Source organism: Halpernia sp. GG3, from assembly GCF_052976925.2.
Genome location: NZ_JBRIIR020000012.1, coordinates 26010 through 40263, shown reverse-complemented (window position 1 = coordinate 40263; position 14254 = coordinate 26010). Strand labels below are relative to the sequence as shown.

The 14254-nt window shown below is 33.3% G+C and carries 14 protein-coding genes, 1 tRNA gene and 2 pseudogenes; 3 read left to right on the top strand and 14 right to left on the bottom strand.

Going from position 1 to position 14254, the window contains the following annotated elements; genetic code table 11:
- Positions 1-3 precede the first annotated feature (3 nt).
- The 14 genes and pseudogenes from ACVBED_RS06520 to mce form a co-directional block, all read right to left on the bottom strand.
- Complete coding sequence (locus ACVBED_RS06520; protein WP_447119837.1) at positions 4-618, bottom strand: hypothetical protein; 615 nt, start codon at positions 616-618, stop codon at positions 4-6.
- A gap of 6 nt (positions 619-624) precedes the next feature.
- Complete coding sequence (locus ACVBED_RS06515; RefSeq protein ID WP_447119836.1) at positions 625-1425, bottom strand: hypothetical protein; 801 nt, start codon at positions 1423-1425, stop codon at positions 625-627.
- A gap of 548 nt (positions 1426-1973) precedes the next feature.
- Positions 1974-2612 carry a hypothetical protein gene (locus ACVBED_RS06510; RefSeq protein ID WP_447119835.1) on the bottom strand — a complete coding sequence of 213 codons (639 nt, stop codon included), beginning with the start codon at positions 2610-2612 and terminating at the stop codon, positions 1974-1976.
- Between the two features lie 290 nt (positions 2613-2902).
- A complete protein-coding gene (locus ACVBED_RS06505; RefSeq protein ID WP_447119834.1) occupies positions 2903-3085 on the bottom strand; it encodes a hypothetical protein in 183 nt (60 codons plus the stop codon).
- Between the two features lie 125 nt (positions 3086-3210).
- A pseudogene (locus ACVBED_RS06500) lies at positions 3211-3315 on the bottom strand (RHS repeat-associated core domain-containing protein); the annotation flags it as partial.
- Positions 3316-3553: 238 nt separating this feature from the next.
- Positions 3554-4060, bottom strand: coding sequence for a hypothetical protein (locus ACVBED_RS06495; protein ID WP_447119833.1), 507 nt, complete (start codon positions 4058-4060; stop codon positions 3554-3556).
- A 262-nt stretch (positions 4061-4322) separates the two neighbouring features.
- Positions 4323-4796 carry a hypothetical protein gene (locus tag ACVBED_RS06490; RefSeq protein WP_473094715.1) on the bottom strand — a complete coding sequence of 158 codons (474 nt, stop codon included), beginning with the start codon at positions 4794-4796 and terminating at the stop codon, positions 4323-4325.
- A gap of 6 nt (positions 4797-4802) precedes the next feature.
- Positions 4803-5387, bottom strand: a complete 585-nt coding sequence (locus tag ACVBED_RS06485) for an SMI1/KNR4 family protein (RefSeq protein WP_473094714.1) — start codon at positions 5385-5387, stop codon at positions 4803-4805.
- A 3-nt stretch (positions 5388-5390) separates the two neighbouring features.
- A complete protein-coding gene (locus ACVBED_RS06480) occupies positions 5391-6086 on the bottom strand; it encodes a hypothetical protein (protein ID WP_473094747.1) in 696 nt (231 codons plus the stop codon).
- A pseudogene (locus ACVBED_RS06475) lies at positions 6087-6269 on the bottom strand (RHS repeat-associated core domain-containing protein); the annotation flags it as partial.
- Positions 6270-6618: 349 nt separating this feature from the next.
- Positions 6619-7194: a hypothetical protein gene (locus tag ACVBED_RS06470; RefSeq protein ID WP_447119828.1), complete on the bottom strand. Its 576-nt coding sequence runs from the start codon at positions 7192-7194 to the stop codon at positions 6619-6621.
- 2 nt (positions 7195-7196) lie between these two features.
- Positions 7197-8972 (bottom strand): RHS repeat-associated core domain-containing protein, encoded by a 1776-nt coding sequence (locus ACVBED_RS06465; protein WP_473094713.1) that lies wholly within the window; start codon positions 8970-8972, stop codon positions 7197-7199.
- A 626-nt stretch (positions 8973-9598) separates the two neighbouring features.
- A tRNA-Ile gene (locus tag ACVBED_RS06460) sits at positions 9599-9672 on the bottom strand.
- Between the two features lie 75 nt (positions 9673-9747).
- Positions 9748-10146, bottom strand: coding sequence for a methylmalonyl-CoA epimerase (mce, locus tag ACVBED_RS06455; protein ID WP_447119825.1), 399 nt, complete (start codon positions 10144-10146; stop codon positions 9748-9750).
- A 284-nt stretch (positions 10147-10430) separates the two neighbouring features.
- On the opposite strand from mce, the gene rbfA reads away from it, so the two are divergent.
- From rbfA to ACVBED_RS06440, 3 genes are all read left to right on the top strand, one after another.
- On the top strand, positions 10431-10790 hold the full coding sequence (gene rbfA / locus ACVBED_RS06450) for a 30S ribosome-binding factor RbfA (protein WP_473094712.1): 360 nt from the start codon (positions 10431-10433) through the stop codon (positions 10788-10790).
- Positions 10791-10796: 6 nt separating this feature from the next.
- Positions 10797-11999: an ABC transporter permease gene (locus ACVBED_RS06445; RefSeq protein WP_447119824.1), complete on the top strand. Its 1203-nt coding sequence runs from the start codon at positions 10797-10799 to the stop codon at positions 11997-11999.
- Positions 12000-12138: 139 nt separating this feature from the next.
- Entirely contained in the window at positions 12139-14190 is a 2052-nt protein-coding gene (locus ACVBED_RS06440) for an endonuclease (RefSeq protein WP_447119823.1), read from the top strand.
- Positions 14191-14254: the final 64 nt, after the last annotated feature.

Below are 14254 nucleotides of genomic sequence, written 5' to 3'. Positions count from 1 at the left end.
ATTTTATCTATTCACGAATAAAGAATCTTCTAAATAAGGTTGTTTTTTATATATTGTAAAATCTAATTTATTAATTTTAATCAAAGAATCTATATAATCAATATCTTTTTTTGTATAACTATCAACCCTAATTTTTGTTGACTTATGACTAAAAATTTCATTACAATTATCCATTTCGTTACAATACTGATAATTATTAAAAACTAAGTATAGTTCTTTATTAGAGTTTTTGGGAATAAAAAAGAGATAATTTGAATATTCTTCATAATTTTGAGATATCATCATTTTATAAACATTTCGAGCTAAATATTTGTAAATATTTTTTTCAGTAAATTCTTGTAATACAAAATCCCTTTTATCATTAGTTTTTGAAATATCTGAAGTTATAATTTGCGAAGGAACTGAATATAATATTTTTTCATTATCTAAATAAAATTTAGGACCTATAGGTATTAAATAATTTTCTTTGGTATTGTTTTTAATAATTAACTTAATCTGCAGGCAATGATTATTAAGCTGCTGTCTATTTGCAACAGAAATTTGTACCTCTGCCTCTTCTTTTCTATTACATGACTGAACAAAAAATAAAGATAAAACGATTAGTATGATTCTTTTCATAATTTTCTATTTTGCTAAATTCTTAATAGCTTCATATACATAGTTATATGCTTTACCAGGACTAAAATAGGTGTCCCAATATGCACCCCAAGAATTATGTAGCACACCAGATAAACCACTTGAACCGTTTTTATTTATAAAATCTCTCTCTATTCCCCATATTGCACCATGCTCAATGCTAATTGTAGGCGCATATGTACCATTTGGTAAATACATTGGACTTAACATTTCTGATTTATAAGATTCTTTACCATCTATCTCGATTTTATATAACATAGCACTTGCCAGAGCCGGGTTCATCAAAATTGTTGAGTGAGCAAGTTCATGCATCATAACAAACTGTAATCTTGAGTTTGAAGCAAAAGCACCCTTTGATAAATTAATTGATGTGGTATGATTCCAGTTATTAAATCTTGTAAATCCCGCTACTTGTTCCTTTTCAACAGTGTCATAATACCATTCACCACTGGTAATAAATCTCTTAGTGGGATGATCAGCATAAAATTGCTTAACGCCTGTATTTAATTTATCCCACCCTTTTTTCTTCATAGTTTCCCTCATTGTGCTTGCTGATGGGTCTAAAGGAGAAGAATTACCTGAAAAGTCTGAATTTTCTAAATCCTCCACTGAAGTATTTAAATAACTATAGTGAGGTGTTGTTAACATTGTAATTACAGAACTTATACCCCAACCAATCCCAGCCATCGCACCACCCATTATCGCACCGCTATATAATCCTTTAAAAAAGTTTTCTCCATTAAAGATTGCCTCTACGCCACTTGAAACCGCACCATTCAGACTTCCCAAGACAACTGCACCGTTAAAAACCCGATGGCGCGGATTTGCAATCCGTGACCAACATTATTCCATTAAATATATTAGTTTTCCCATCCCATAAAAACAACTTCCACATTGAGCGCGCTTTCTAAATCTGCATAATTTCTTGCGCTACTAAAATAGTAATTTTCCGGCTCGGTTCAACGACTCCCCACCTCCCGATGTCGGGCATATACATTCTTGCGCCGTAGTCGTACATTCCTGTTTCCTGTAATTCCTTGCCGTTGTAATATCCCCGCTCAACTTTTTCAGATCTGCCTACTCAAGGTTTTTCTCGTGCGAGGCTTTTCACTGTGAACTTCTGCGCTTGCCAGCCTGTCAAAGATAAAAATTTTTTCAGTTGAAAAATAAATTTAAGGATTTCTTTATTAAAAATTTGGCAACATTATAAACACAAAAAAACCAACTCCTAAAAGTTGGTTTTGCTTATTTACTTTGGCACGAGCGGGACGCTCGCGCCAGCGGGGGCGACATCGGTAATCTATAAATATCCGAGCCATCGAATGCTACTTCGTTTTTCACCAAATAACCGTCCAGTATATTACTGTACCTCTTTTTTTATCAATTGCGACTCCTTTTGAATAACCATTTTTCCAATTTTGAGGCATTTGTGGATTGGGTTGCAAATCAAATTTTTTAAAATGTTTTCCTGATTTAGCATCAATAACATAAATATCAAAATTTTCTTTCCAGATATTACTTGGTTTTAAGTTATTCTCTGAATTATCATATTCAACAAAATTTGGAATCGGGAATTTATTACTGTAACAACTTTTATGCATTAACAAACTATCTTTTATAGGCGTAACTTCAAAATTATCAAATGTTTTAGATGTTTCATACATGTTAACCTTTAATAAACAAGAGTCTAAACTATTGTATTTTGCTATATGATTTTTATTTAGAAATTTATTTAGTTGTGATAATCTTTCATCAGGCAACTTATACTCTCTTAAAAGCAAACCAACATTGCTTTTTTCAACATCTAACTTACAAGTTAACGTATGTTCTTCTGTTTCGATATTTTTGGGAAATTGACTAATTAAAAACGTATCAAAATTTTGTTTATCTTTATTATAATTAGGGTCATTAAAATTATTTTGTGTACAACTATTTAGTAAAAATAGCGAAATTATAAATATGCTAGTAATATTCATGTTTTGAATTTATTTATATTTTAATAATAATTTCTAGTGTTTTTCTAAGAAAGTATCAGCCGCCCATTCAAAAAATATTTTTGCAGATTCAAGAATATTCTCATGTTTTTCTACTGATATCTTATTATCATAAAACTCTGCGGTTACTCGATTGTCTTGTCCATATGGTTTTAATAAAGTGTAAGATGATTCTTCTATAGTAGACCATGGAGCAACATCACTATTTGTTACTTGATTAGTTTTAATACCCCGATGGCGCGGATTTGCAATCCGTGACCAACATTATTCCATTAAATATGATCGTTTTCCCATCCCATAAAAACAACTTCCACATTGAGCGCGCTTTCTAAATCTGCATAATTTCTTGCGCTACTAAAATAGTAATTTTCCGGCTCGGTTACTATTTTTTCTTTAACTGGGTTTTGATGGATGTAATTTATTTTTTCCTTGATCCCGATGGCGCGGATTTGCAATCCGTGACCAACATTATTCCATTAAATATGATCGTTTTCCCATTCCATAAAAACAACTTCCACATTGAGCGCGCTTTCTAAATCTGCATAATTTCTTGCGCTACTAAAATAGTAATTTTCCGGCTCGGTTCAACGACTCCCCACACCCCGATATCGGGCATGTACATCCTTGCGCCGTAGTCGTACATCCCGGTCTCCTGCAGTTCCTTGCCGTTGTACTTGTAGTTGTATATCCCCACTCTACTTTTTCAGGATTTGTATACTTTGGGATTTTTCTCGTGCGGGGCTTTTCACTGTGAACTTCTGCGCTTGCCCGCTTGTCAAAGATAAAAATTTTTCAGTTGAAAAATAAAACTTAAAGATTTCTTTAATAAAATGTAGCGGTGCTGTAAAACAAAAACCAACTCCTAAAAGTTGGTTTTCTTATTTACTGCTCACGGATTGCAAATCCGCGACATCGGGTTTTCATTATTGTATTATTATACCGTTTTTATCAAAAAAGAAAGATTTTAATTTTATTTTTTTATTTTTAACAAAATCATAAATATAAAACGGGCTGTTCATTTCAGAGTTACTAAAAGAATCGTGCAAAGACAAAAGGTGTTCTTCATAACCATTTAAGTAGTTGTCCAATATATAAGTCAATTCTTTAAAATTTTGAGTAGCCAAATCAGTAGTTACAACAATATAGTTCTGATTGTTTTTAGTCGTTTTTAAAATTTTTATTTTTTTATTTTGAGGATTGTAAATTAAACTTTCGTAATAAATATTGCTTTCGTCTGACAATATATCCTGTTTCCAAGAAATTATTAAAATAACTGGTTCTTTTTCTTTAGATAAGAGAGCCTTAACAAGTTTTAGTTGCTCAGAATATAACTTGTTATGAAGAGCATTTTTATTTAAATGCTGATATTGTTTATAATTTGCGTTACAACTAAATAAAATTATCATTGTAAATAATAAATATTGTTTCATAATATTACTTTTTGCTATTCATTATTTGGTTATAAATTATTTGAACACTATTTGGCATTGTAAAAACTCTAGTATTAAGGTTAAATTGAGTATTCGAAGGGCTGTTTGATTTAATAAGAGGGCTTCTGTTAATCAAAGGAAGATTATTAATAGTTGAATTTTCAATTAATCTTGTTTGGCTATCTGCATCAGGGTTTCTTATTTGCTGCCCACGGATTGCAAATCCGCGAGATCGATATCCGAGATATCGGGGGTTTTTATTTTAGTTCTTTAGAATATTTGATGTTATTTCTGGAAATAGTTTTCTTATAGTTGCTAAATCCTTATTGGATGTGTCTGAAAAATACCAATGTTTTCCTCCATCATAAGAAAAGGCTAACAATTTTGATGTCTTTGTTTTTTTGCCTTGTGCTGTTTGCATTATCATCGTTTGGGGAATCGTTCCTACCAATTCATTTTTTAGTTTCGTTATTTTTCCTGCTTCTCCGAAATTAATCCCCGAAAAACTAATACCTTGTGCTTTAAACTGTGCCAACATTTGCTGTAAAGTTTGTTGCATTTTTACTTCTCCGCCCATCATTTTTATAATCTTGGGATGGTTGTATTTCGCAAACGTTACATAATCTCCTGCTATGAATGCTCTGCCCATTATTTCTGCATCTTTTTTGAGAGTTACAGGACTTTGGCCGAAAATCAAAAACGGAAAGAAGAAAAACAATACTTTAAAAAAATTCATAAAATATTAATATGGTATTGTAGGTATATTTTCATCTAATTCTACGCCTTTTTCATCAAATAAATTATAGATTCTTTCAAGTTCAGATATTATCATATCTTCTAATGATTGCCATGTGAATTTAGGGTTTGCATCCCATCTTTCACAACAATGTACCAAGTTTGTTTGTTTGTCAATAAATAAATGAGAGCCATCCCAATTATAACCTCCTATAAAAAAATAATTTTCATTGGCATTTTTTGGCCTCTCAGGGATATTTGGGGTTTTTATCGAATAGGGTTGTCTACTTGTTTCAATATCCCTGCCTAATAATTTTCTTAAACCATACAAAGAAAATGTCGAAACTAAAATACCTAAACCGTTAGAAAAACTTAAAAGAAAATCTTTATATTCAAGTGGAATATTTGTTTTTAACATATTTTCCATATCAACGATATCATTTGTGTCTAAAATTGGATAAATTTCATTTAACCAAGCATCAGTTCCTATGTGAGGAGCTTTACCAATTAAAACTGCACCATATTTAGATTCTTTAATACCTAAACTTTCAAATTTGTAAATTAGGTTTTTTATTTTTTCAAAATTTTTCAATTATTATCTATTTATTAACGTTCCGGAAGTTTCATTTCTAAAGTTTCCACCATGTGCATCAAGATGTTCAGATGGAGTTAAAAATTCAATATTGTTTGGATTACCTGCTTGCTCAGGATAGTGATTTACATTATTGATATGATGACCTTGGTATCCTTTCACTTTTCCTGTTTCCTCTAATTCTTTTAATTCTGCTTTTGTCCAGTTTCTTGTGCTTTTACCTTGTCTAGCTAATTCTCTTTCTTGTTTCCAAGCTACCCTTACTGCTTTTTTTCTTTGACTAGTAATAGTCTTTTTTGTAGCTTTCTCTAAAGCCTTTTCAGACGCATTCTTAACTTCATCTTCAGCACCTATTTTAAGCGCTTCTTTCGCAGACATTTCTACCGCTTCTTCTCCTGCTTTTTCCGCTAATTTAATTGCGGTGCTTCCTTCTCCTGCAGTAACTATATCAACTGCTAAAAATGCAACACCTAAGGCAACCTGCGTATAATTTCCGTCATATAATCCTCTGCCAATCGTTACAAAATTTCCTGCAACAGGAATCCATTCTGCAATATCTAAAACGGTACTTACTGCAGAACTTTTTCCTTTCCCTTGAATAACAACTTCCTGTATCTGCGTTTCTTTCTCACCGTTTGCAAGGGTTTTTGTTCCGGTTGTTCCAGGTCTTGGATCATCCGGCCCACCTTCACCGATCATTCCCGTTGGGTCGTAGAAATTGACAGGATTGTTATAACAGTATGCGTAAGGATTTATTTTTCTCTGGAATTCCGCCAGTGGATCTACGACTCCCCACCGTCCTATGTCGGGCATGTACATCCTTGCGCCGTAGTCGTAAATCCCGTCCTCCTGCAGTTCCTTGCCGTTGTACTTGTAGTTGTATATCCCCGCTCTACTTTTCAGGATTTGTATACTTTGGGATTTTTCTCGTGCGGGGCTTTTCACTGTGAACTTCTGCGCTTGCCCGCTTGTCAAAGATAAAAATTTTTTCAGTTGAAAAATAAAATCTAAAGATTTCTTTAATAAAATGTAGCGGTGCTGTAAAACAAAAACCAACTCCTAAAAGTTGGTTTTTGTTTTACTGCTCACGGATTACAAATCCGCGAGATCAATATCCGCGTCATCAGGATTTTCTTGACATCGTGGATAAACAGTTTGAAAAGTAATAAAATCAAAAACCAACCCGAAGGCTGGTTTTTATTCTTTGGGCACGGATTGCAAATCCTCACTATCAGGGCGTTTTTGGATGTGTGTGGAAATTAGAAACATTAGTATCATTTATATTAAATGTTGTAGCACTCTGAATAAATGTTTGCAAATTTTCAATTTTTATATTATAGAGCAAAATTTTGTATTTCCCATTTGTATAAATTTTTGATATTCGTTTATTATGTGTTTTGTACAAATAATTTTCGTTATAATTTCTTGTATCCCAGTACTCTTCGATATATTTTAAAACTTCATTATAATCAACATCTTGTAATTCCCAATTTTCTGATTCTTGTTCTTTATTTTTATAAGAAGAGTAAATAAAAAAAATTTGTTTATCATCATATTCAAAGAAAAAATTATTACTATTTCTACTCCAATTCACAATTCCTTTCGGTAAAATTATTGAAAAGTGTGTTGTATAATATATATCGTGATCCGCTGAAGAATTAACGTTATTAATGTATTTTAATTTATTTTCATTGCTGCCATATTCAAATACCATATTATCATTATTTATGCTATTCTTTGGTGTATCTATATAACAAGCACAGGAGTTCATCATTAGAACTAATAAAACAATGATTAGATTTTTCATAATTATTTGTTTACTTTTTCCATTGCTTTCTTAAATGCAGAATAATCAACTGTAATGATAGAACCACTCGTATTATAAAAACCTACTGTAGGAGAATATGTGCTTGGAGGAGGAGTTCCTCCTATTTGACCAGAAGGTACGGATCCCGTATTTTCAGTCCAACCTAAAACCATAGAAGGTTGTGTGTTATTGGACATATTCTTGGGGTCTTTGTCTGTATCTGAAGGAGTGGGTAATCCGTAACTCGTTACATTACCATCGCTATCATATTGTAAAGGATGTAAATGAGCATCAGAAGCCGTTTTATCACCTTTTTCTCTTAAATCCTTTCTAGATTCTGCCCATTCTTTAGAACCTACTTCTCCAGCCTTTGCTCCAGTCACAGTTTTTGAGGAATTTCCATTTTGTCCAAACGAAAATCCTTTTTCAGTACCAGTTTTATCTGTTTTACCAAAAGTATAGATATCGTCAATTTGTTTTACTTGATCATTGCTTATCTGATTAACGACATTACCGTTACTTATTGCGGCATCCGTATCAACCTCTTTTTTACTCGTAGTTAAAACTATCTTTTTATCAGTTTTACCATCTTCAACGTGTTTTGTGAGTTGACCCTTTAAATTGTAAAAATCAGTCAGGACTCCCCGACCATCAGGATCCGTAAATCTAATCGGATTATTTACGGCGTAGCTATAAGGCGACCATCTTCGATATTGTTCCGCCAGTGGATCCACGACACCCCACCTCCCGATGTCGGGCATATAGATCCTTGCCCCGTAGTCGTACATCCCGGTCTCCTGCAGTTCCTTGCCGTTGTACTTGTAGTTGTACTCTGTATTTGCAGAAGAAGTAGCAGAGCTTGCCTGCTTTAACCCAAACGGATAATAATCACTTTGATCAACGGTTAGAGGAACACCTGTGCTAGAGTTTTTGGTATAACTCAATCTTACATTTCCCAAATGATCTATATAATTGTAAATGTAAGCATTTTTTGTAAAATCATAATAGCCTTCTGCAGTGGGGATAAATTGCAGATTTGCTACACTAGTATTTACTGCTGTTGTATATTGAAATCCATCTAAATAATCTGTGGTAACGTAGCCATTAAATTTTTTAACTTTTGTTCCATCTGCTCTGTAAGTATATAATATCTGTGGGGCTTGTATACTTACTTTATTTGGCAAATTCAAATAATTGTAAACTATCCCATATATATTTTCGCTCGGATTTTGGGTCATATTTCCATTGGAATCATAAACGTTATTGCTCGTAGACCTCGCTGGAAAACCACTAGGATTATTCTTTGCATCAGTAACTAGCGTCAATTGGTTTCCAGTATAGTTATAGGAAAGTTGGTCAATATGCTCTGGCAAAGTACCACCTCCTGGTACGGGTAAAGAAAAACGATCCAGCGACATAATATTTCCATTTGGATCATAAGTAAGACTTTCATTAAAATAATTTTTCTCAGGTACAACTGTATTTGGCTCTAAGTATTTACCAGATAATAATCTGTTAAGTTTATCGTAGTCATAATTGTATCTTTTAAGTATACCTTCAGCACTAGTAACCCAATCTATCTGTGAGATATTTCCATTATATTTTGCCGTAGGCTTTACAGGATTAGTAGAAGATATTGGTAGTGGATTTTGATAATTAATTCTGTAAGCAAACAAGTCGGTGCCGAGATTGCTAGGATCATTAATAGCCGTCATCCAACCACGGATATTGTAGGAATAATCCACCTTCTTCCGAAAAATTAATAGGAGATTTTTCAAGATTTTCATCTGAAATTGATTGACTTTGTTTAAATTTTTCCTGAATCAAATTATAAAAATCCGCAAAACGAAATCCATACTCATTATCGAAACTATTGAGTTCTTCTTCTACTTCAGTTAAAAGCTCAGAATCTTCCTCGGTGATTTCTTCATCAGTTGCGACTTCATTAAGTCAAATCTTATCACGCTGTAAAATACAGTAAACTCTAAAAATTACTTCCTCAGCTCATCTTTTATGAGAATATCAAAAAGCGGAAAGATTTTCCAGGTAGAAGTTTTTATCTATCATCATAGTAATAGTTGATTATCGAAATTAAATCGCCAATTTAAATAAATGAAACTCAAAAAATTTAAAGGAAGAAAAGTTATTTTTTTATAATCAATTCTTTGATTTACAAAGCGCCAACTAGCAAAGTCTCCAAAATATTTAGTAAAATATAAACCAAATTATTTGATCATTTTTTGAATTACAGTTCTTTGAACAATATTAAAATTGGAAGAATCAGACATTTATCTTATTTTTTACAACTGGTAAAAAAATTATTTTTAGAAATTGAAAAATTTTATTTCAAATTTTAACAAAAACAAAAACACTTACATCTCTGTAAGTGTTTGACAAAATAACGTGGTCCCACTTGGAATCGAACCAAGCACCTACTGATTATGAGTCAGTTGCTCTAACCGAATGAGCTATAGGACCTAAAATATTGGCGAAAAACCAAGTATTTTATTGAGGTGCAAATGTAATATTTTTTTAGAAATTCCCAAACAGTTTTTAATTTTTTTCCTGGCAAATTTCCACCAAGACGCCATTTGTAGATTTTGGATGAAGAAAAACAACTAATTTATTATCTGCGCCTTCTTTTGGTTCAGTGGAAATAAACTGAAATCCCGCTAATTCTAATCGTTCAATCTCTACTAAAATATTATCCACACTAAAAGCCAAATGATGAACACCTTCCCTATTTTTATCTAAATATTTTGCAATGGCACTTTCAGAATTGGTGGCTTCTAACAATTCTATCTTACTCTCGCCCACTTCATAGAAACTGGTTTTCACTCCTTCTCTTTCCACAGATTCCTGTTTGTAATTGTCATTTCCCAAAAGTCTGGCAAATAAATCGTCGGAAGTTTCTAAAGATTTTACAGCGATACCGATATGTTCTAATTTCATAATTATACAAAAATATTGAATTACAAAAGTAATAAAAGAAATAAAGAAAATTGGCAAACGTAAATAGATTGGGTAACAATTGTTTCATGCGTAAGCCCGCGTGAGGGTGTAGGTGAAACTCTTTTTTCACAAATTTTTCGTTCGAAAAATTTGTGAAAAAAAGTGGGAACCGAAGACCGGTTCCCAAGTTTCTAAAAAGGGGGCGCCGCGGCGCGGCGCCCCCTTTTTAGAAACTTGGGGCCACGCCCAAAATAGTCCAACTAATTTAGTAAATTTGCAGCATTATGGAAAGTAACCGACAAAGAAAAATAGCACAGATTTTACAGGAAGATTTTGCTGAACTTTTTAGAAAACAAGCTTCTGAAAGCAAACACACGATTTTAGTAAGTGTTTCTGACGTGAAAATCTCAGCCGATCTTGGCGTGGCAAAAATCTACCTCAGCATTTTTCCCGCGGAAAATAGAAAAGCCATCATGAAAGAAATTGATGAAAATAAAGCGACCTACAGAAATTTTGTCGGACAAAAAATGGGAAAACAGGTGCGTATTATTCCGCAACTTTCCTTTTTCTTAGACACTTCTATGGACGATGTAGAAGCCATCGAGCGAGAACTGAAAGGCGAAGGCGACAACCCGGTTTTGTAAAATAGTTTGAAAAATACGGCGTTCTACATAGCATCCAGATATTTGCTTTCCAAAAAAGGAAGTACTGCAGTAACTTTCATTACCTGGCTTTCTGCCTGTGCAATGATGGTGGCGGTGGCGTCTATGTTTATTATTGTTTCCGTATTTTCTGGTCTGGAAGTTTTAAATCAGGATTTAATTTCTAATCTTCATGCCGATCTTACAATCACCAGCAAAGTAGGTAAGACGCTTCCTGATGTAAAAAATCTTACAAAGAAAATTAAAGAGAATAAGAAGGTTACACATTTATCACATCTGATTGAGGAAAAAGTTTATATTGATTATAATGATGTCGGCGAAATTGGCTATTTGCGTGGTGTCGATTCTGCTTACACGTCTGTAAATCCCATTAACAAAAAAATTTTTTACGGAACTTATCCAAGTTTTAAGTATGTAAATGAAGTGCTGATGGAAAATCAGCTGAACGATCGTCTGGCAATTCCGGTAGGTTCAAACAACGCGACTGCAACTTTGATGATGCCAAAACCCGGCGTTGGCATGATCAGCAAAGAAGCAGACATTTTCAATAAAAAAGATGTTTATGTAACTGGTGTTTTCCCCGGAAATGATTTGCTGAATAATTATATTATTGCGCCTTTAGAATTATCACAGCAGCTTTTAAATTTACCAAAGGATGCCGCTTACAGCATTGTCATTAAGTTAAAAGATTCAGCTAATCCTGACTTGGTCAAAAGTGATTTACAAAAATCTCTGGGAAATAAAGTCGTCATTAAAACGCAAAAAGAAGAGAATGCGGCTTTCTGGAAAATGATTAATACCGAGAAATTTTTCATTTATTTAATTTTTGCACTCGTTATTTTTATCACCACTTTTAATCTGGCTGGTGCAATTATCATTCTTCAGTTAGATAAAAAAGAACAGTCAAAATCATTAATATCACTAGGTTTTCCTTTGAAAAGTCTTCGAATGGTTTATTTTTATACTGGTTTACTAATTGTAACATTCGGCATTATTGCGGGTTTATTATTGGGAACTGCAATCTCCTATTTGCAGATAGAGACCGGCCTGTTTAAAGCCAGCGCAACTTTGCCTTTTCCCGTGAAAATTGTCGGTGACAATTATCTAATTGTTTTAGCAATTGCAGCTTTTTTTGGAATTCTAGTTTCCTTAGTATTTTCAAAAATAAATAAAAAGCATTTTCATTCTTAATTAAATTTCTATAAAATTCTGGTTATTTATTCTGAATAACATTCATTTATTATTCAAAAGTTGCTGCAATGTTAAATTTAATAATTATTTATTGATTATAATAATAATTATTTACCTTTATCGCCCAAAAAAAATTAAAATGAAAAAACTCTTTACTTTATTCACTATAACATTGCTGTTAAGTTTTGCTTCAGCGCAAGCTCCTGCAAATTATTATGATGGCACGGCAGGCTTAAATGGTGCAGCTTTAAAAACAAAGTTAATGCAGATCATTAGTGCGGGCGCAATAGATAACGGATATTCCGGACTTTACAATGGATATCCCACAACGGACACAGATCATTATTACGAAAATGACGGTTCTGTATTAGATATGTATTCTGAAAATCCTACTGGGCCAGATCCATATAATTATCAGCACGGACAAAAAAAATGTGGTTCTTACAGTAATGAAGGGGATTGCTACAATCGCGAACACGTGGTGCCACAGAGTTTTTTTAATTCTGCTTCGCCGATGGTTTCTGATATTAATTTTATCCGTCCCACAGATGGAAAAGTAAATGGTATGAGAAGTAATTATCCATACGGAATTGTTTCAGCACCTTCATTTTTATCTAAAAACGGAACAAAAGTAGGTCCTAATACTACTTCTGGATACAGTGGATCTGTTTGTGAACCTATCGATGAATTTAAAGGAGACATCGCAAGAATGATTTTTTATTTTGTAACGAGATATGAGGATAAACTATCAGGATTTTCTAGCGGCGGAATGTTGGGGAATACAGCTTACCCAGGATTGACCACTTGGGAAAGAGATATTCTTTTAACATGGGCATCACAAGATCCAGTTTCACCAAGTGAAATCGAAAGAAATAATGCAGTTTATGTCTTTCAGAAAAATAGAAATCCTTATATAGATCATCCAGAATGGGTGCAGCAAATTTGGGGAACTCAAGTAGCTGATACGCAATCGCCAACGACGCCAACCAATCTTGCAATAGCTTCAACAAATACGGCTTCTGCAAATTTAACATGGACAGCTTCTACAGATAATGTTGCGGTTTCTTATTACAAAATTTTTGTGGATGGAACATTCAAAACTAATTCATCCACCAATACTGCAACAGTTTCTGGTTTGCACCAAGGTACGACTTATAACTTTTACGTAATAGCGGTTGATGCTTCCGGAAATGTTTCGCCCCAAAGTAATACCGCTTCTGGTACAACATTGATAGATACTACACCTCCAACAGCTGCAACTAGTTTATCTATTGTGAATGTTGGATCTAATAATATTTCAGTTCAATGGACTGCAGCGACAGATAATGTTGGTGTTGCGTCATATGATGTTTATGCAAATGGCACGTTAATGGGTTCCACTTCATCTAGTGATACTAATATTGCTAATTTAAATCCGAGCACTTCTTACACCATTTACGTTATTGCAAAAGATGCTGCAGAAAATGTGTCACCTCAAAGTAATTCTGTAAATGCAACAACTTTAGCCGTTGGAACCAATTGTGGTAATGAAAATTTTGAAACTATCCCCGCCAGTACCTCTTCATATTCTACATATAACTGGACAAGTAACGGAATTTCTTGGACCTCAGTAGATTCTAGAACAGACCAAACTCTTAATGGAAGAGCAATTACCATTAGAAACGGTTCTCTTACAGCTCTGTCTGCACCGAATGGAATTGGCGATTTAACGGTAACTACTCAATTAAAATTTACCGGTACTGCCGGAACATTAAAAATATTTGTTAATGATAATGACACTGGAAAAACTATTCCTTATGGCGCTACAGGTATTAATACTACAACAAAAATCACAGGAATAAATATTTCTGGTCCTGTTAATATCAGTTTAATTAATAGTTCAACAACAAATAGAGTTGCAATTGATGATATGATTTGGACGTGCTATGCAACCGCAGGAACAACCGAAACAAGCAAGATAAAAGATATTTTGAGGATTTATCCAAATCCTGTTAACAACGGTGAATTAAATGTTACTGGTAATAATTTATTCGAAATTAATACGGTTCAAATTTTTGATTTTACTGGGAAATTAGTTCAGACAATTACACAACCGTTTAAAATTTCAAGAAAAATTAAATTAAATAATTTAACAAAAGGGATGTATATCCTAAAAGCGGGAACAGGTTCTGCAAAATTTATCGTTAAGTAATATTAAAATTAATTTTAACAGATAAAAGACCGGTTTTTACCGGTCTTTTTTTTATTTTTGAACT